Source organism: Microbacterium phoenicis, from assembly GCF_047302325.1.
Taxonomy (GTDB): domain Bacteria; phylum Actinomycetota; class Actinomycetes; order Actinomycetales; family Microbacteriaceae; genus Microbacterium.
Map to the genome: position 1 here is coordinate 1,067,165 of NZ_CP154849.1, position 18,932 is coordinate 1,086,096.

An 18,932-nucleotide genomic window follows, 5' to 3' on the forward strand; every position below is an offset into this window, starting at 1 on the left:
GCCCCGCATCCCGTGTCGGATGCGGGGCGATTCGTCTACGGTCACACTCCGCGCAGACGCGCCGTCAGCTTCTCGAGCTGGGCGAGTTCGTCGTCGGTGAGCACCGACATCCGCTCGGCGATCGTGCGGCCGTGAGCAGTGGCCATGCGGCGGAACGTCGCCGCGCCCTTCTCCGTGGCGCGGAGGATCGCGCCGCGACCGTCTTGAGGGTCCGGGCATTTGGCGACGAGACCCCGAGCGACCATCCGATCCACGAGGCGGGACACGCTGGGCTGGCTGATCAGCATGTTCGCGGTGACGTCGCGAAGTCGCGCCGTGTGCTCGTCGCATCGGGTCACGGTGAGGAGGACGTCGTACTCCGCGCTGGAGAGGTCGTCGTCATCGAAGTCCTGGGAGATCTCGGCCAAAACCTCGTGCTGCGCGCGGAAGAGGCTCTCCCATGCCGCGATGGCGAGGCGTCGATCGGTCATGGCGTCCACTGTATCGTCGCGTGCCCGCACGACGAGCGCGGTTCGTCGCTTCGTGGTCACCCGGACGTCACGCGCCGTTCCCGTGTGCAGGAAAGCATTCTGGCTCACCCGATGGAAGCGAGGCGCGCCCGTGAGCGTGATGAGACAGACAAGACGACGAGGCACTCGTGCCGGGATGGCGATGGGTGGACTCGGCGTCCTCGTCGCCTGCACCCTGACCGCCGGACCCGCGTTCGCGGCCGCCGGCTTCACCGAGCAACAGAAGACGGCGACCTACGCGTCGGACGCCGCCGCGTCGACCGGTGACGCGAAGGCGCCCAGCGCCGACAACTGGTCGGTCCGCATGATGGATGTCTTCGACGGCCTCCGCACCGACCGCGGCCCGGGCGGCAACACGGCCGTCATGGACTACAACGACGCGCTGACGAGCGAGATCAACCGGACCGCATCCGATGCCCAGGTGCAGCGGGCCATCGTCGACCAGTACGACGACATGTCCGTCAGCATGGGCGACGCCTTCGGTGAGAACCTCGGCGCGATCTACGCCGACGCGGTGGCAGCCGGCGAGCTTCCCAAGCTCACATGGTTGCTCAGCAAGGCAGGCGGCAAGCTCGGCTCGACGTCATCGAGCAATCCGCCGAAGAACTTCTTCGACTACGACCGGCCCTACCTCCGCCTCGACAAGACGAAGGACCTCGTCTATCGAGACAAGGAGGGCGGCGACGCGTGGGGTTCCACGAGCGGCTCGTTCCCGTCGGGTCACACATCGCAGGCGTACTGGCAGGGCACGGCGCTCGCCGAGATGCTGCCCGAGCTCGCGCCGCAGATCCTGGCCCGCACGGCCGAGGCCGGAAACAACCGCATCGTGATGGGGGCGCACTACCCGCTCGACGTCATCAGCGGCCGGATGATGGGCCAGAAGATCATCGCGCTCCGTCTCGCCGACCCCGCGATGCGGTCGTTGGTGGGCGAAGCCGCCGACGAGCTGCGCGGCGTCCTCGAGCGCGGCTGCGGTGACACCCTCGCGAACTGCATCGAGAAGGACGTCCCGTACCTGTCGACCGACAAGGCGCTCGCCTACTACCAGGAGCACCTGGGCTACGGATTCCCGGCCACCGGTCCGAAGGGGGTTCCCGTCGTGGTGCCCGATGGTGCGGAGGAGCTGCTCGTCTCGGCTCACCCGGAGTTGACGCCGGAACAGCGCCGTCAGGTGCTCGCGCTGACCGCGATCGACTCGGGCAACCCGCTCGACGTCGGTGAGCAGGAGAGCTGGCAGCGGATGAACCTCGCCGCCGCGATGGCGGCCGAGGTGACCGTGCGCGCCGACGGTTCCGTCGTGATCGGCAAGGGTGGCAGCGAGCCCACTCCGGATCCTGAGCCGACGCCCGACCCCGAGCCGACCCCGGACCCCGAGCCGACGCCGGACCCCGAGCCCACGCCGGCTCCGCAGCCGACCCCTGCTCCGGAGCCCACTCCGCCCGCAACCGGCGGCGCACCGAGCGCGCCCGCCGCGAACGGTGACGACCTGCCCGCCGCGGCGGAGGGGGAGATCGAGGCATCCGTCCGCGGTAATCGGATCGTCGTCTCCGGACTCACGGCGGAGCAGACGTACTACGGCTTCATCTACTCGACTCCGACAGCCCTCGGACAGGCGACGGCGGATGCCGCGGGTTCCGCGACCTTCGCCCTGCCGAGCGGCCTCGAGGCGGGGACGCATCGCGTCGCCGTGGTCGATGCAGCCGGAGACCTCGTCGGCTGGGCTGCGGTCACGATCGATCGCGGCGGGCCCGCCGCGATCGGCGATGAGGAGTTGGCCGCGGCCGGCGGTCAGAGTGCTCCGTTGTGGATCGCGGGAAGCGTCGGAACGGCTCTGCTCGCCCTCGGCGTCGTCCTGACGATGCGACGTCGCCGGAGCGGCATCGTCTGACTTGTCACGCAGTAAGGGCCGGCTGGAGAGGCATCCAGCCGGCCCTTGTCCCTTTGCACCAAGAGTGTCCTGCAATCACATGTCGGTAGCTGCCACAGCAAAACAACTACCTGGCAATGACTGTATAACGACGAGATAACGGTGGCAAGGGATTCCTGTTATCAATCTGTGATGAGCGAGCTCGGTGTGCGCTGTTGCCCGATGGCCCACACGTACGGCACCGGGGTTCCGTTGATCGCCCAGTCGCCGACGATGCGCTGTTTGAAGATGACCGGGTTGTGGGATGACACGGCGCGAGCGTTTCGCCAGAACCGATCGAGGCGCTTCGTCTCGGAGACGGCGGACGCGCTCAGCGCATTGAGGACCGTGCTCGTCGCCTCGAGGGAAAGGGGCGTGAGGACGATCTGCCCCTCGGCCGACTCGAGCTCGGCGCGCTGATTCGCCCGTTCCTCGGCGTCGGCGTCGCCCGCGAAGCGTGCGAGGTAGGCGGCCTGGGCGGATTCCGCGGTCCGCACGGCGACGGCCCGCGCCGCGAACCCCTGAGCGGTTGCGACCCCGACGGTCTGCTGCACGAGCGGATCCTGAGCCCAGGTGCCGGCGGAGCCGTGGCTGAAGACGCGGGTGCGGCTGCGCGCGTGCGCCGCGACCTCTCGGGCGGCGGCCTCGACGATGCCCGCCTGCGTGGCGAGATGGACGAGCTGGTAGAAGGCCGTCTGGTAGCGGAAGCGTTCGGAGAAGACCGTGATGTCCTCGGGCTCGACACGAGCGTCGTCGATGATCGTCGTGCCGCTGCCGGTCGTGCGCTGCCCGAAGCCGTCCCAGTCGTCGTGCACGATCACGCCGGGTTGATCGGCGCGCACGATCGCGATCACGGGGACGCCCTCGTACTCGGCGTACACGTCGAGCCAATCGGCGAAGATGCTGCCGGTGCTGTAGAACTTCGTGCCGTTGACGACGAGGTCGTCGCCTCTGCGCGTGACCTTCGTGTTCACCTCGCCCACCGCGACCTCGCCGATCTCAGTCCACGCGTTCCCGGCGATCTCGCCCGAGACGAATCTCGTGAACCAGACCGACTGGTCCGCGACGGCGTGCTGGTTGAGGCGGTCCTCGACGTACGCGAAGTGGCCGCGCAGGGCCTGCGGGATGTTGGAGTCGGCGGCCGCGAGTTCGGTGAGCAGTTCGATCAGCTGAGGGAGGGATGCCCCGGCTCCGCCGTATTTGCGCGGTACCCGCACGGCGCCGAAACCGGCGTCGGTGAGCAGCCGGATCTCCTCGCGCGGCAGGCGACGCTCGTTCTCGCGCTCCACCGCCGTCGTCGCGATCTGGGCGAACAGCGGTCGGAACCGCTCCGCGAGTGCGTCGTAGTCCGTGCCGAGCGAAAGCTCGTCCTGCAGTGCGGGGTCCGGGTGCCGCGTCATGTCGTCGCCTCTCGTCGGTGGATCGTGCGGGTTGCCCCCTTTGGTAGTCGCTCGCTCCGCGCGAGCGGTGTTTATGACGCGAACTGAGCGCGTCACCCGTCATGCATGGACACTTGGCGTCACGGCGGGACACACGCGGTCACATCGATTGACACCGCGCCGGGTACGGGCGGAAGGTTCCCGGGAACCCATCCGATTCCGGCGCTCGCCGCGTCGCCACCCACCGGAGAATCCATGACCGAGCAGACGTCCCCGTTCGACCCGGCCTCGACGCACGAGCCGCTGAAGTTCGCCTACTGGGTGCCCAACGTGAGCGGTGGACTCGTGGTCTCGAACATCGAGCAGCGCACATCCTGGGACTACGACTACAACGTGAAGCTCGCTCAGACCGCGGAGCGCGTCGGGTTCGAGTACGCCCTCAGCCAGGTGCGCTACCTGTCGAGCTACGGTGCCGCGCAGCAGCACGAGTCGACCTCGATCAGCCTCGCCCTGCTGCTCGCGACCGAGAAGCTGAAGGTCATCGCGGCTGTCCACCCGGGGCTCTGGGAGCCGGCGGTGCTCGCGAAGTTCATTCTCACCGCCGACCAGTTCTCGAAGGGCCGCGCGGCCGTCAACGTCGTCTCGGGCTGGTTCAAGGACGAATACACGAAGCTCGGCCTGCCCTGGCTCGAGCACGACGAGCGCTACCGTCGCTCCGCGGAGTTCATCGAGGTGCTGCGGAAGCTCTGGACCGAGGAGAACGTGCAGTTCCACGGCGACTTCTACCGCGTGAACGACTTCACGCTGCGCCCCGGGCCGTACCCGGTGCCCGGCAGGCCGCATCCGGACATCTTCCAGGGCGGCAACTCGACGGCCGCGCGGTTCAACGGCGGTGCGCACGCCGACTGGTACTTCTCCAACGGCAAAGACTTCGACGGCTTCACCGAGCAGTACGACGACGTCACGCGCGTCGCCGCCGAGCATGGCCGGACGGTGCGGTTCGGACTCAACGGGTTCGCGATCGTCCGCGACACCGAGGCCGAGGCCCGCGAGCAGCTGCGCGAGATCATCGCTCAGGCCGATCCGGCCTCGGTCGAGGGCTTCCGCAGGTCCGTGCAGCAGGCCGGGGCATCCACCGCGGACCGCAAGGGCATGTGGGCCGACTCCACGTTCGAGGACCTCGTGCAGTACAACGACGGGTTCCGCACGCAGCTGTTCGGCCCTCCCGAGCAGGTCGCCGAGCGCATCATCGCCTACAAGAAGCGCGGCGTGGATCTCTTCCTGCTCGGGTTCCTGCACTTCCAGGAGGAGCTCGAGGCGTTCGGCGAGAAGGTCATCCCGATCGTCCGCGAGCTCGAAGCCGACCTCGCCCGCACGGGCGATCCGATCGGCGTCGCCCGCTGACCGAGGAGGGGGCCGACCTGATGTCGACCCCCTCCGGCACCGCTCACCTCGCGGTCACGCCGGGTACACCTGCACGACGGACGGCCGCGGCGCGTTCGGGATGTCGCCGCGTCGCGTCGAACCGTAGTCGGGGAACAGCGACGTCGGCGCCGCGACGGTGCCGTTCTCACCGGGATGCTGCACCGCGACGAACACGAGCTTCTCGCGCGCGTGGATCACCGGCCCGCATGTCTCGGCCTCGCGGGGAACGGCGAGGAACTGCTGCACGCGTCCGCGCTCGCGACCCGCGAGCGGCACCCGGAACAGGCCGTCGTTGAACCCGATCGTGCTGGGCGCTCCGTCGGTCGAGATCCACAGGTTGCCGTCCTCGTCGAACGCGAGGTTGTCGGGGCAGGAGATCGGCGACACCTTGTCCTTCGGGTAGCCCGCGAAGTAGGTGCTCGGATCCGACGGGTTGCCGCACTGCAGCAGGATGCTCCAGCCGAAGGATGTTCCCGCCTGCCCGCGGCGCTCGGTCATCTCGAGCACGTGGCCGAACCGGTTGCCCGTGCGGGGGTTCGCCTCATCCACCATCGACGTCTTGCCGCGGTCGGAGTTGTTGGTCAGGGCGACGTAGATCTTGCCGGTGCGCAGGCTCGGCTGCACGTCCTCGGGGCGGTCCATCTTCGTCGCACCCATCTTGTCGGCGGCGAGCCGGGTGTAGACGAGGACCTCCTCGGTCGTCATGCCCGGGACGACGCTCCGGCCGTGGCGGGTGAGCGCGATCCACTCGCCGGAGCCGTCGAAGGCGCCGTCGGCGGGGAGCTTCCCCGAGCCGTCGATCTGCGAAGCGGGGGAGTCGCCGCGGAAGCGCGCGACGTACAGGTCGCCCTCCGAGAGCAGCGTCATGTTCTTCTTGCGCGACGAACTGATGCGGTTCTTCGAGACGAACTTGTAGAGGTAGTCGTTGCGCTCATCGTCACCCATGTAGGCGACGACGCGACGGTCCTCGGCGACGATGACGTTCGCGCCCTCGTGCTTGAAGCGGCCCATCGCGGTGTGCTTCTTCGGCGTCGAGGTGGGGTCCTCGGGGTCGATCTCGACGATGTAGCCGAAGCGGTTGGGCTCGTTGACGTATCCCGGGTCGAAGGAGTTGAACCGGGGGTCGTACGCCTCCCACCCGGTCGAGGTCGTCCGCGAGGCGCTCGCCTGGTAGCGCTTCTGCCCGGCGGTGTCGGCAGCCCACGCGAAGTAGCCGTTGAAGTTCTCCTCGCCCGAGAGGATCGTGCCCCACGGCGTGGTGCCGCCCGCGCAGTTGCCGAGCGTTCCCTTGACCCATCGGCCCTCGGGGTCTGCGGCCGTCTTCACGAGATCCGATCCTGCGGCGGGCCCGGTCAGCTCGAACAGCGTCTCGACGGTGATCCGTCGGTTGCGTCGCCCGTCGACCACGTAGCGCCACGGTGCGCCGCGCCGGCGTCGCTTGATCTCGACGACCGACATGCCCTGGGCGGCCTTGTAGACCTCGCCGCGGCGGCGGAGCTCGGCGGCATCCGTCGACGGCGGGAACATGATGTTCGGATTCACGTACTCGTGGTTGTTCACGAGCACGCCCGTCTTGCCGCTGCGGTCGGCGAGGATGTCGAGGTAGTCGCTGTTGTAGCCGAACTGGCGCTCCTGCGCGGCGCGGCTCTGCCCCTCCAGCGAGAACGTCGGCGCGTCCGAGAACAGGGGGTCGCCCCAGCGGATGATCGGCGACCACGTGTAGCCCTTCGGGACCGTGAGCGCGTCGACGGATGCCGGGACGGGAGCGATCGGCTGGAACGGCAGGCTGTTGTGACCCCAGCCCCACGTCGACTCGACGGGTCCCCCGGGCAGAGCCGAGGCGGTCGTCGGGCTCGAGAGGCCGAAGGCGTCGGTGGCGACGACGACCGCGCTCGCGGCAGCGGCGCCGATCAGCATGCGGCGCGAGAGCGCGACCTCGGCGATGCTGCGGAACGTCGGGTTGTCCGAGCCGTTGCACTCGGGGCCGAGGCACGCGTTCGCGCACTTGAACTGACAGGTCACGGCGGAGCGCTTGCCGACGGCGTGCGCCGCGAGGGGGAGTGTCGTGCGGGTGGTGGGGGGTTCCACAGTGGTCACAGGAGGGTCCTCTCGTGCAGGTCCGTTCCAGGATCCGTCGGTGTTCCTGCGGCTGAGTGAATCACCGGTGAACACCGGGTGACGGTCGCGCGGATGCCACGACGAAGTCATGCCTGCCTCGTTCCGGACCCTCCCGAAACTGCGCCGAGGCGACCGCGTCGCCGTGCTGTCACCATCGTTCGCAGCCCCTGGCTTCGCGCCCGCGGTGCATGAGCAGGCGCTCCGGCGCATCCACGACGAGCTGGGACTCGAGCCGGTCGAGTTTCCGACGACGCGGATGCTGGGTGCCGACGCGCACGTCCGTGCGGCGGATGTCGAGGCGGCGTTCGCCGCATCGGATGTCCGCGCGGTGTTCGCCAGCATCGGCGGCGACGACCAGATCGCCGTCGTGCCGCACGTCGACCTCGCCGGCGCGCTCGCCGACCCGAAGCCCTTCGTCGGCTACAGCGACAACACGCACCTGCTGAACGCGCTCTGGCAGGCGGGCGTCCCCGGCTTCTACGGCGGGTCAACGCAGGTGCATATCGGCGCCGGGCCCGGCATCGACGGCATACACCTGCAGTCGCTGCGCGCCGCGCTGTTCGACGGCGGCGAGCTCGAGCTGACCGAACCGGGTGAATCCGAGGACATCGGCATCGACTGGCTCGACCCGCGGGCGCTGACCTCGTTCGGCGATCGTGTCCCGACCGAGCCGTGGTCGTGGTCCGGACCGGCGCGGGTCGTAGAGGGTCGCACGTGGGGCGGGTGCCTCGACGTGCTCGACGAGATCGGCCTGGCGGGACGGATGCCGGAGCTCGAGGACCTGCGCGGCGGCATCCTCCTGCTGGAGACGAGTGAGGAACTGCCCTCGCCCCGCCTCGTCTCGCGCTGGGTCCGCGCGCTGGGGGAGCGAGGCGTTCTCGCTGCGGTCGCGGGTGTCGTCGTCGCGCGGCCTCCGGTGAGCACGTTCGGCGACGAACCGGATGCCGAGACCCGCCGCGCGCGCCGCGAGGCGCAGCGCGAGGTGGTCACCGGGCTGGTCGCCCGGTACAACCCCGACGCCGTCGTCTGCGTCGGCGTGCCGTTCGGCCACACCCGTCCGCAGTGGGTCGTCCCGTACGGCGGGACGATGCGCCTCGACGGCGTCGAGCGGCGCGTGTTCGCGTCGTACGACTGAGCCTGGGTCAGCCCGAGGCGACGGCGAACAAGCCGGCGATCCCCACCGCGTAGAGCACGAGAACCGTCAGCGAATCGACGCCCATCCCCAGCACTCGCCGCGACGGGCGGAAGATGAGCCCGACCACGTAGACCAGGGTCAGCAGGGCGGCGAGGGCCGTGAGGTAGATGTCGGTCGCGCCCGCGCGCGGCAGGACGGCCTGTCCCGAGATGACCGTCGCGACGAGGAAGAGCACCGGCAGGAAGGCGTTGCCCCCTAAGATGTCGCTCACCGCGAGGTTGTCGTCGCCCTGGCGGATCGCCTGGAGACCGGTCGAGATCTCGGGGAGCGAGGTCGCGAGGGCGAGGAACGTGGCGCCGAACAGGACGCCCGAGAGCCCGATGTCCGCGGCGATGGCGTCGCCGGCGCGCTCGAGGACGACACCGGCGCCGAGCGTCGCTGCGGCGGCCATCAGGAAGATCATGACGACGAGCCACGTCGGGCGGCTCTTGTGGGGGTGCTGCGGCTTCGAGCGGCGATGCCCGGGAGTGTGCGGTGAGACGCCGTCGGCGGTTCCGCTGCCGCTCCAGGGCAGGTGGCGGCCGGCGCGCTGCACGAGCATCAGTCCCGCGATCCAGAGCGCGGTGATGAGGACGACGTCCGGCGTGAGGCGCAGGGCCACGAGCCCTTCCGGCAGCTGACTGCCGGCGACGACGGCCGCGAGCACGGCCACCACGACGAGCCCTTCGAGCACCAGGACGAGGGATGCCGCCCGGTAGGTCAACGGCTTCACCCCGCGGCCCCGGCGGCCGAACGCATCGAGCACGACGAGGACGACGGTCTGCAGCGCGATGCCGCCGAGGATGTTGCCGACGGCCACCCCGAGGTTGCCCGCGGCGGCGGCGCTGACCGTGATGGCGATCTCGGGAAGGTTCGTGGCAACGGCGAGGATGATCAGCCCGCCGAAGGCGCTGCCGATGTGCCAGCGTGCGTCGAGCACGTCGGTGGTCTTGGAGAGCTGGATGCCGGCGATCCAGACGACGGCGGCGGCTCCGACGAAGATGACGACGACCAGCAAGAACGGAAGCGAGTTCACCGCACCAGTGCACACCCGGAGACGGCCGTCGCGTTACCGGTTGACGGCGCCGCCAGGGTGTTTCCTACGACGGCTGGTCGACGACCAGCGCGTACTCGGTGCCCGACCGGGTGCGCTCGACCAGCTCGTGATCGACCAGGTACCGCCGGAGCACCGCGACGTCGTCGGTGAGCGCTGCGAGCCGCTCGTTGATCCCGCGTTCGTCCAGGATCTCGCCCGGGGCGAGGATGCGGGCGGCGAGGAGCGTCAGCAGTTCGCGGCGTTCGTCCGGATTCGACGGGTACCCGATCAGACGTCCCTCGCGCGAGAGGTAGCGGGCGATCCCCGTCGGCCTCGGCGCGGAAGGTGCGGCGGCCAGGGCGCGGGCGAACGCCCCGCCGTCCGCCCGCAGATCGGCCGTGAGGAGCCCGGCACGCTGCAGTGTCTCGACCACGTGGCGCTGACGCGACGGCGACAGCCCTCCGAGGGCGTCGTCGGCACTGGCGCCGAGCGTCAGCCGCGCGAACGCCTCGCGGACGCGGTCGTTCGCGAGTGCGGCCACGAGCGGACGCCACTGGTCATCGCCGGATCGGTCCATGCCTGCACGCTATCTCGCGGCAGGGAGTCTCAGCATCGCGACCGGCCGCGCTCCCGGCACGCCCTCGATCGGGCTGAGCTCCTCGAACCCGAGGCGACGGTAGAGTCGCCGATTGTCGGGCGTGGACGACTCGAGGTACGCGGCCTGGCGCGTCGTGTCGAGGGTGTCGAGCTGCGCCGACAGCAGCGCCTTGCCGACGCCTCTGCCGCGGGCCGCGGCGCTCACGCCGATCTCGGCGAGGTACCAGTGCGGCGCGCGGGGGCGGTGGCGCGCGAGGCGCGAGAGCAGGGCGAGGGCCCGCGGCATCCCGAGCCAGCCGAGCGCCCGCGCGAAGCGGGGGAGCTCCGACGCCTGCCGAGCGAGCGCCCCCCGCTCGGCGTGCGGACCCTCCCATGCGGCGACGCCGAGGATCGTGCCGTCGGCATCCCGCGCGAGGTCGACCGTTCCCGTCGGGTACGGCCCACTGGCGAGCAGGCCGTGGAAGAGGTCGGTGAGCCGCTCATGCCGACGACGGCTGCCCGGAACGACGGCGGACATGACGGGGTCCTGCGCGAACGCCTCAGCGAGGATCGTGGCGGCGGGAGCGAGGTCGGTGGCGCGGGCGGGGGTCACGCTGATCATGAGATCTCCTCAATTGGTCCGAGTGGATCAAAATAGTATGGATGCCACCACGCGCCGCACGCTCGGAGATCACTGTGAACGACCCGTCACCTCGCCGGACCTACCTCGACGTCGACGATCGTCGTCGCCAGCTGCTCGATTCCGCGGTCGAGGTGATGGTGCACGACGGGGTCGCCGCGCTGTCGCTCCGCAGCGTCGCGCAGCGAGCAGGCGTCGCCCATCGCGTCGTGAGCTACGCCTTCGGGTCGAAGGCCGATCTCGTGACGGCCCTGCTGCAGCGGGAATCGGAACTCCTGACCCGCAGGCTCTGGGCCGAGCCGCTCGCCCCGGCCCCTCTCCCTGATGCCGTCGCTGCCGCGCTCCACACCTTCGTCGCCGAGCTGCGGCGCGACCGCGTGCGTCACGAGCGGCTCGCCGAGCTCACCGCGACGGCGCGCTCGTCCGAGGCGCTCGCCGGTGCTGCGCGTGCCGAGACCGAGGCGGTGCGCGGCGAGGTCGAGCGACTCGTCAACGCGTGGGTCGCGTCCCGTTCGGCCCACCTGACCACGCCGACGGCGACGCTCGTGGCCGTCGTGCACGCGGCGGCCGAGGGGCTTGCTGCGTGGTGGCTCGCGACCGGCGACGACGACCACGTCGATGACGTCATCCGGGTGTTCTCCGCGGGGCTCGCCGGATTCGAACGCGCGTAGCGGACGCACAGGAGACCCATCGAGAAATCGCCCTACGCTGGCGGGACACCGAGGAGGACACACGACGATGACTTCGACACCGCCGGCATCCGATCTGCAGGACCGCCCCTGGCTGGCCGCCTACGCACCCGGCGTCCCGACCGACATCGACCCCGTCGACGAGACGCTCGTCGATCTGCTCGAGCACTCGGTCGCGCGCTACGGATCGAAGGTCGCCACAGAGTTCTTCGGCGCCGAGACCACCTACGCCGAACTCGGCGAGCAGGTCTCGCGTGCGGCGAACGCGCTGCGCAAGCTCGGCGTCGCCGCAGGGGACCGGGTCGCGCTCGTCCTCCCCAACTGCCCGCAGCACATCGTCGCGTTCTACGCCGCGCTCCGGATCGGCGCGATCGTCGTCGAGCACAACCCCACCTACACGGCCCGCGAGCTGCGGCACCAGTTCGAAGTGCACGAGGCGGTCGTCGCGATCGTGTGGGACAAGATCGCCGACATGGTCGCCGAGTTCCCGAGCGACGTCGCCCCCGCCGCGATCGTCGCCGTCGACATGACCGACGCCCTGCCGTGGGCGATGCGCACCGCCCTGCGCCTGCCCGTGCCGGCGCTGCGGGAGCGGCGCGAGGCGATGACCGCGAAGCCGACCGCGCGCGGCATCATCCGGTGGTCGCAGTTCACGAACACGCGCCGCCTCCCCCGTAAGTACGCGCGTCCCGTCCTCGACGACACGGCGCTCCTGCAGCTGACGAGCGGGACGACCGGGATGCCGAAGGCCGCCGTCCTCTCGCACCGAAACCTCCGCTCGAACGCTGAGCAGGGGCGCGCGTGGGTGCCGGGGCTGACCGAGGGGGCAGAGACGTTCTACGCCGTCCTGCCGATGTTCCACGCCTACGGGCTGACCCTCTGCCTGACCTTCGCGGTGTCGATCGGGGCGCGGATCGTGCTGTTCCCCAAGTTCGACGTCGACCTCGTCGTCGGGGCGCTGAAGAAATCGCCGCCGACATTCCTGCCCGGCGTCCCGCCGATCTACGACGCCCTGTCGCGCGCGAGCACCCGCAAGGGCGTCGACCTCTCCAGCATCCGCTTCGCGATCTCGGGCGCCATGAGCCTGCCGGTCCCCACCGTGACGCGGTGGGAGGAGGTCACGGGCGGCCTGCTCGTCGAGGGCTACGGCATGACCGAGACCTCGCCCGTCGCCCTCGGCAACCCGATCGGCCCGACGCGGCGCCCGGGTACCGTTGGCGTGCCGTTCCCGAGCACCGACATCCGGGTGGTCGACCCCGACGACCCCACCGTCGACCGGCCGGCCGGCGAGGCGGGCGAGCTGCTCATCCGCGGCCCGCAGGTGTTCCAGGGGTACTGGCTCCGCCCCGAGGAGACCGCCGCGGTCCTCCTCGACGGCGGATGGCTGCGCACCGGCGACATCGTCACCGTCTCGAAGGACGGCTTCGTCACGGTCGTCGACCGCGTCAAGGAGCTCATCATCACGGGCGGCTTCAACGTGAGCCCGAGCGAGGTCGAGCAGGTTCTGACCCTGCACCCCGACGTCGAATCCGCCGCGGTCGTGGGAGTTCCGCGACCGGCCGGCGGCGAGGACGTGGTCGCGGCAGTCGTGATGAAGCCGGGAACGGCGTTCGAGGCATCCGCTCTCAAGGACTTCGCACGGTCGCACCTCGCGTCGTACAAGGTGCCCCGCAAGGTCGTGCAGCTCGACGATCTGCCGCGCTCGCAGATCGGCAAGGTGCTGCGACGCCAGGTGCGGGAGCAGCTGACCGCGCGCTGATCTGTCAAGGGTCGTCGCGCCGCACGGTGTCGACTGGCAGGGTGGATGCCGCAACCCACCCCGTCGAAGGAGACTCATGTCGCAGCGCACTCTCGGACCGTTCACCGTCTCGGCCATCGGACTCGGCGCGATGCCGGTGTCGATGAACAGCAACGGACTGCCCTCGCACGACGACGCCGTCGCGACGGTGCGCGCGGCGCTCGACGCGGGCGTGACGCTCATCGACACGGCCGACATCTACGCTCCCAGCTGGGACGAGATGGGCCACAACGAGCGGATCGTCGCCGACGCGCTCGCCGGCTGGGACGGCGACCGGTCGTCGATCGTCGTCGCCACGAAGGGCGGCATCACGCGGACGGCCGAGAAGGACTTCGGCCGCGACGGATCGCTCGAGTACCTGCGCAGCGCCGTTCAGAAGTCTCTCGCCAACCTGCAGGTCGACGTCATCGACCTGTACCAGTACCACCGTCCCGACCGCTGGATGGTCTACGGCGACATCATGCAGAACCTCAAGACGCTGCAGGACGAGGGCCTCGTCCGCTCGGTCGGCATCTCGAACGCGAGCGTCGAAGAGATCCAGATCGCTCAGGAGGTCCTCGGCGAGGGGAACCTGACGAGCGTGCAGAACGAGTTCTCGCCGCGGCATCCCGGCAGTTACGGCGAACTGACGTACTGCGCTGAGCACGGCATCGCCTTCCTGCCGTGGAGCCCGCTCGGCGGCATCGGCGGCGCCGGCTCGATCGGCGAGCGGTTCAGTGCGTTCGCCGAGATCGGCCAGGCGCACGGCGTCAGCCCGCAGCAGGTCGTCCTCGCGTGGGAGCTGTCGCTCGGCGAGACCGTCATCCCCATCCCCGGGGCGAGCCGGCCGGCATCCATCACCGACTCGTTCCAGGCCCGGAACCTCGAGCTCTCGGCCGACGAGCTCGCTCGCTGCTCGGCCGCCGTCGGCATCGAGGTCTGAGGCCCCCTCGACCCTGGGGCCCGGTCGCTGTGCCCGGTGCAGGTTGATCGTGCGGAGTGGCGGCCGTTGCGGCCCGAACCTGCCGTTGAACCTGCACTCGGCACGTCAGCCGGCCTTGAGCAGGTGCTCTCGCTCGACGATCTCGAGCGAGAGCACCTTGTAGCCCTCGCTGTCGAAGAACACCCGCATGCGGTCGTCGTCGATCGAGACGACGGTGCCGGCTCCCCATTCGCGGTGCGACACCTTCTCGTCGATCTCGAATCCCGCGTCCGAAGCGGATGCCTCGGTCCGAACCGCGTCGGCTGCTCCCGCCGCGCAGGTGTCGCAGTTGCCGCAAGGCTCATCGAGGTCCTGCCCGAAGTAGCCGAGCAGCACCTGGCGTCGGCAGCGCCGTGTCTCGGCGTACTCGCGCATCGTCTCGATGCGGGAGCGCTCGATCCGCTCGCGCTCCTCGACCCGCTCGAGTGCCGCCTTCACAGCGGCACGCTCGTCGAGGTTCCGCCGCAGCGACACCCCGGACTTCGACGCGCGCGCCGATCCGGTGTCGATCAGCAGCGTGAGGAGTCCCGTCACGCGGCGCGGTGACAGTCCGGATTCCTTCGCGAGCGCGGACTTCAGGCGCGCCCGCGTCGACATCGCCCGCATGAGGGTGCGGAGCTCGGCGGCATCCGGATTCTTCGTCGCGAAGTAGCGGCGCAGGGCGAGGTCCTCCGCGCGGTAGTGCAGGGTGCCGTGGGCCTCCTCGCCGTCGCGGCCCGCGCGGCCGAGCTCCTGGAAGTAGGCGTCGATCGACTCGGGCACGTCGGCGTGGATGACGAAGCGCACGTTCTCCTTGTCGATCCCCATGCCGAACGCACTCGTCGCAACGACGACGTCGAGCTCGTCGCAGAGGAACTGCCGGTGCACCTCCGCCCGCTCCTTCGACGGGAGACCGGCGTGGTACGCCCGCGCCCGCTTGCCGCGCTCGGTCAGGTCGTCGGCGTACTGCTCCGCCGAGCGGCGGGTCGACGTGTACAGCAGCCCCGGCACGGGAAGTGAGGCGACCTCGTCGACCACGGCGGCGCGCTTCTCGCGGTCGTCGCCGTGGCGGCGCACGCCGAGGCGGATCGACGGACGATCGACGTCGCCGATGTGGATGGACGGGTCGTCGAGTCCGAGGCGGGCCGCGATCTCCTCGCGGACAGGGGTGGATGCCGTCGCGGTCAGCGCGAGGATCGGTGGCCGCCCGAGGCGCTCGGCGACCTCGCCGAGACCCAGGTAATCGGGACGGAAGTCGTGCCCCCACGAGGCGATGCAGTGCGCCTCGTCGACGGCCAGCAGGGCGATGTCGAGTTTCGCGAGTTCGCCGACGACCTCGTCGTTCGCCAGCTGCTCGGGAGCGAGCAGCACGTAGGTCGCCTCGCCCTCGCGTAGGCGACGCCACGCTTCGTCTCGGGCCTTCTCGCCTCGCCCGGAGTTCAGCGCCACGGCCTTCGGCGCGTCGGGGGCGTGCTCGAGACCGGCGAGCTGGTCCTCCTGCAGCGCGATCAGCGGAGACACCACGACGGTCACGCCCGGCCGCAGGGCCGCGGTCACCTGGTACACGGCGGACTTGCCCGATCCCGTCGCCCAGACGACGAGCACGTCGCGCCCACCGGCTGCCGCCTCGATCGCGTCGAGCTGCGCCGGTCGCAGGTGCGTCAGGCCGAACCGCTCGGCGGCGACGCGCTCGACCTCGGCGCGATCGGGGGCGGACGATGCAGGGGTGGAGCGGCGTGGCATCCCTCCACGGTCGTCGAGGAAACGGCATCCGCGGACACCCTTGACACGCCCGTAGTATTCAGATGCCGGTCGCGGGGTTCGGCACGTCATCCTGGGGGACGCATGCGGTTTCGGTTTCGGTTCGTCGGCGCGCTGATCGCCGTCGTGGCGCTCGTGTTCACCGGTCTCCCCGCACAGGCCGCCGAGGTTGCACCGACGCGTATCACCGGGGTGCTCACCGACGTTGACGGCGACGTGGTCCGGAACGTGACCGTCCGGTTCGAGAACGTCGACACCGGGCGCGTGTCGGACACGTCTCCTGACGTCGACGGGAGGTTCGGCAGCACTCTGCCCGCGGGCGATTATCGGGTGTCCGCGTTCTCGCATCACGATCCGGCGCGCGAGGCCTACAACGCCCGGTGGTACCCGGGCGTGGGGACCGCGGGAGAGGCTCAGATCGTCTCTCTCACGGAGGGCCGCACGATCGATACGTCGTGGCAGCTCGGAGCCGTCGGCCCGGGGGTCACAGGAATCGTGACCGATGCGCTGACGGGACAGCCGGTCGTGGGGGCGAGCGTCTCGCTGGACGGGCCTGTTCGTCCATGGGAGACCACGAACCGTGACGGCCGCTACCGGTTCTCGTTGCTGCCGCCCGGAGAGTACGACGTCAGGGTCGACTCTCCCTCTGACGGCGATTACGTCGTCGCGACCGCGTCGCTCACCGTGTCGCAAGGTTTCACGACGTGGTCCGTGTCCGTCGAGCCGACGGGCATGCTGAGTGTGGCGACGGGCCGATACTCCTCGGTACGGGCCGATCTGATCCCCGTGGGCGGGGTGCGCGAGATCCACGCACCCACCGGCAGCAACGTCATCAACGCCGAGGACCTCCCGCCAGGCGACTATCACCTGCGCATCAGACCTGAGCGCGGCATGCACAATTTCGTCGAGACCTGGTGGCCCGCCGGCGAAACGCGGGCGGATGCCGGGGTCATCACGATCCGTTCTCGGCAGACGACCGAGATCACGGCCGACCTCGTTCGGGGTGGCGTCGTGGAGGGCAGGGTCGTATCCGCAGGAACGAGCGCACCCGTTGCGGGAGCCTACGTCACGGCATACACGAGCGCGGGTGTCGAAGCGGGATGGGCGCAGGCGGACAAGGAGGGGCGGTATCGGATCGTCGCTCTGCGGTCGGGTGAGTACCGGATCACGTCGTCGGGCAATGGCCACTCACAGCTGTCGACGACCGCGCGGGTTCAGCTCGGCGAAACAACGCCGTTGGACATCGGCCTATCCCCGCGTGGCGCGCTGTCCGTGACCGTCAGCTCCACACAGATGATCGTCGGTCGGACGGTGTCGCTCTACGACGGGGACCTGAAACTCGTCGCCAAGCGACAGCTCAGTGAGCGTGGACAGTCCGAGACGGTGGCGTTCGACGACCTCGACGCCGGCGAGTACTTCTTGGGCGCGGACGGAAGCAGCGACATCCTGGGCGGCTGGTACGACGGCGCATCGACCAGCGCGGGAGCACGGACCGTGACCGTCGTGCCCGGAGAGGTCTCGAAGGTCGACTACCGGCTCAGTGTGGCGACGGCGGCGAACAGCGGAAGCATCTCCGTCGCCGCTGTCGGACCGCGGGGCGAACCGGTGACAGGCTCGGCCGTCTGGCTGTACGACGCGGACGGTGTGGTTCGCGGTCGCGATCTTCTGCAGGTCGACCCGGTCACGTTCCCCGCCCTGCCGCCCGGCGACTATCGCCTGCGCTTCGCGGACAGCACGTCGGAACATCGTTACCGCTACACGACGACCTGGTGGGGCGGCAGCGACCTCGCGGATGCCACCCTCATCCATGTCGACGCCGGGAAGACGACGGCTGTCAGGCCGACGCTTGCGCGCACGCTCCCGTCGGAGTCGGCGACGATCGTCGGCACCCTCTCTTCGAAGCTGCCTGAATTGTTCGAGGGCGCGCGAGTCATCGCGTGGGCGGAGACCAGGAACTCCGTCGCACGGGCCGGCACCGGCATCGTCGATGCCAAGGGACGTTTCCAGATAGTCGGCCTGCTCCCGGGCCGGTACCACCTGCAGATGGACGATCATCCCCGCTGGACGGACGGTGTGGCCCCCGTGTGGCTGGCTTCGGAGGGTGACTGGAGGACCTCGCGCGTGTTCACCCTCGCCGAGGGGCAGACCGTCCGGGTCGACGAGAAGATGCCGGACGAGACGGATCAGCTGAACCACGCGACCCTGCGTGGAATCGTCCGGGAGGGCGGCACGCCCGTTCCGGGGGCCGTTGTGACCGTGCGGGGTCGCACGGAGACCGTGACGGTGCGCACGGATTCATACGGACGGTTCGAGGCGTGGCTCGAGGGCGGGCACACGACGACGGTCGAGATCGCCGCCCGAACCACGACGGTGAAGTACTCGACACAAGTGACCGGTATGAACCGCCGGATCGCGACGCTGGACGTAGCCCTCACGCGAGTGCTCGCGACGCCGGCACCGACCCTTTCCGCGGCGCCGGCCGTCGGTCGCTCCGTGACCGCGAGGACCACCGGCTGGACGTCCGGGACCACGGTCACGTATCAATGGCGCCGGAACGGGAAACCGATCGCGTCGGCCACGAAGTCGTCCTACACACCGGTCGCAGCCGACCGTGGTGCGAAGCTGACCGTCACGGTGACCGGGAAGAAGGCGGGCTACGCCACTGCGTCCCGCACGAGCGCGGCGAAGGCGGTCGGTTACGGCACCCTGACCTCGTCGACCCCGCGGATCACCGGGGCGACCGCTCGCGGCAAGACGTTGACCGTCCAGCCCGGCGCCTGGACGCGTGGGACGTCGCTCACGTACCAGTGGTATGCCGACGGTGTTCGGATCAAGGGCGCGACTCGCTCGTCGCTGACGCTCACCTCCGGCCTCGTCGGGGACAAGATCTCGGTGAAGGTGACGGGCAGCAAGAGCGGGTACGCCACGCATTCGCGGTCCAGCGCGGCCACTGCTCGCGTGCGTCGATAGCCCACCGCCTG

The 18,932-nt window shown here is 69.9% G+C and carries 14 protein-coding genes; 7 read left to right on the plus strand and 7 right to left on the minus strand.

The genetic code is table 11. The annotated features are described in order from the left end of the window. Nucleotides 1-41 precede the first annotated feature (41 nt). A complete protein-coding gene (locus ABCU91_RS05215) occupies nucleotides 42-470 on the minus strand; it encodes a MarR family winged helix-turn-helix transcriptional regulator (RefSeq protein WP_091359351.1) in 429 nt (142 codons plus the stop codon). A gap of 175 nt (nucleotides 471-645) precedes the next feature. Between ABCU91_RS05215 and ABCU91_RS05220 the strand changes: the two genes are divergently transcribed. Further along, complete coding sequence (locus ABCU91_RS05220; RefSeq protein ID WP_413355054.1) at nucleotides 646-2,397, plus strand: acid phosphatase; 1,752 nt, start codon at nucleotides 646-648, stop codon at nucleotides 2,395-2,397. A 161-nt stretch (nucleotides 2,398-2,558) separates the two neighbouring features. On the opposite strand, the gene ABCU91_RS05225 is transcribed toward ABCU91_RS05220, so the two are convergent. Further along, the gene (locus tag ABCU91_RS05225) at nucleotides 2,559-3,815 is read right to left on the minus strand and encodes an acyl-CoA dehydrogenase family protein (RefSeq protein ID WP_413355055.1); all 1,257 of its coding nucleotides are present in this window, start codon (nucleotides 3,813-3,815) and stop codon (nucleotides 2,559-2,561) included. A 234-nt stretch (nucleotides 3,816-4,049) separates the two neighbouring features. On the opposite strand from ABCU91_RS05225, the gene sfnG reads away from it, so the two are divergent. Next, on the plus strand, nucleotides 4,050-5,198 hold the full coding sequence (sfnG, locus tag ABCU91_RS05230; protein WP_406922634.1) for a dimethylsulfone monooxygenase SfnG: 1,149 nt from the start codon (nucleotides 4,050-4,052) through the stop codon (nucleotides 5,196-5,198). 54 nt (nucleotides 5,199-5,252) lie between these two features. Here sfnG and ABCU91_RS05235 read toward each other — a convergent pair whose 3' ends face one another. Next, nucleotides 5,253-7,316: a PhoX family protein gene (locus ABCU91_RS05235; protein WP_406922633.1), complete on the minus strand. Its 2,064-nt coding sequence runs from the start codon at nucleotides 7,314-7,316 to the stop codon at nucleotides 5,253-5,255. A 109-nt stretch (nucleotides 7,317-7,425) separates the two neighbouring features. Between ABCU91_RS05235 and ABCU91_RS05240 the strand changes: the two genes are divergently transcribed. Then, nucleotides 7,426-8,472 carry an LD-carboxypeptidase gene (locus ABCU91_RS05240; RefSeq protein WP_406922632.1) on the plus strand — a complete coding sequence of 349 codons (1,047 nt, stop codon included), beginning with the start codon at nucleotides 7,426-7,428 and terminating at the stop codon, nucleotides 8,470-8,472. Nucleotides 8,473-8,479: 7 nt separating this feature from the next. Here the strand turns inward: ABCU91_RS05240 and ABCU91_RS05245 are convergent, their stop codons facing one another. The 3 genes from ABCU91_RS05245 to ABCU91_RS05255 all read right to left on the minus strand — a co-directional run bounded on the left by ABCU91_RS05245 (nucleotide 8,480) and on the right by ABCU91_RS05255 (nucleotide 10,745). Next, entirely contained in the window at nucleotides 8,480-9,547 is a 1,068-nt protein-coding gene (locus ABCU91_RS05245; RefSeq protein ID WP_413355056.1) for a sodium:calcium antiporter, read from the minus strand. Nucleotides 9,548-9,611: 64 nt separating this feature from the next. After that, nucleotides 9,612-10,124: a DUF2087 domain-containing protein gene (locus tag ABCU91_RS05250; protein ID WP_413355057.1), complete on the minus strand. Its 513-nt coding sequence runs from the start codon at nucleotides 10,122-10,124 to the stop codon at nucleotides 9,612-9,614. 9 nt (nucleotides 10,125-10,133) lie between these two features. Then, entirely contained in the window at nucleotides 10,134-10,745 is a 612-nt protein-coding gene (locus ABCU91_RS05255; RefSeq protein ID WP_413355058.1) for a GNAT family N-acetyltransferase, read from the minus strand. A 74-nt stretch (nucleotides 10,746-10,819) separates the two neighbouring features. Here ABCU91_RS05255 and ABCU91_RS05260 point away from each other — a divergent pair, with 74 nt between their 5' ends. The 3 genes from ABCU91_RS05260 to ABCU91_RS05270 all read left to right on the plus strand — a co-directional run bounded on the left by ABCU91_RS05260 (nucleotide 10,820) and on the right by ABCU91_RS05270 (nucleotide 14,172). Next, on the plus strand, nucleotides 10,820-11,434 hold the full coding sequence (locus tag ABCU91_RS05260; RefSeq protein ID WP_413355059.1) for a TetR/AcrR family transcriptional regulator: 615 nt from the start codon (nucleotides 10,820-10,822) through the stop codon (nucleotides 11,432-11,434). Between the two features lie 67 nt (nucleotides 11,435-11,501). Continuing rightward, nucleotides 11,502-13,211: a long-chain-fatty-acid--CoA ligase gene (locus ABCU91_RS05265; protein WP_413355060.1), complete on the plus strand. Its 1,710-nt coding sequence runs from the start codon at nucleotides 11,502-11,504 to the stop codon at nucleotides 13,209-13,211. A gap of 76 nt (nucleotides 13,212-13,287) precedes the next feature. Beyond that, nucleotides 13,288-14,172 carry an aldo/keto reductase gene (locus ABCU91_RS05270; protein WP_413355061.1) on the plus strand — a complete coding sequence of 295 codons (885 nt, stop codon included), beginning with the start codon at nucleotides 13,288-13,290 and terminating at the stop codon, nucleotides 14,170-14,172. A 105-nt stretch (nucleotides 14,173-14,277) separates the two neighbouring features. Here the strand turns inward: ABCU91_RS05270 and ABCU91_RS05275 are convergent, their stop codons facing one another. Next, entirely contained in the window at nucleotides 14,278-15,933 is a 1,656-nt protein-coding gene (locus ABCU91_RS05275; protein ID WP_413355062.1) for a RecQ family ATP-dependent DNA helicase, read from the minus strand. Between the two features lie 102 nt (nucleotides 15,934-16,035). On the opposite strand from ABCU91_RS05275, the gene ABCU91_RS05280 reads away from it, so the two are divergent. Next, nucleotides 16,036-18,921, plus strand: a complete 2,886-nt coding sequence (locus ABCU91_RS05280) for a carboxypeptidase regulatory-like domain-containing protein (protein WP_413355063.1) — start codon at nucleotides 16,036-16,038, stop codon at nucleotides 18,919-18,921. The last annotated feature ends 11 nt before the right edge of the window (nucleotides 18,922-18,932 follow it).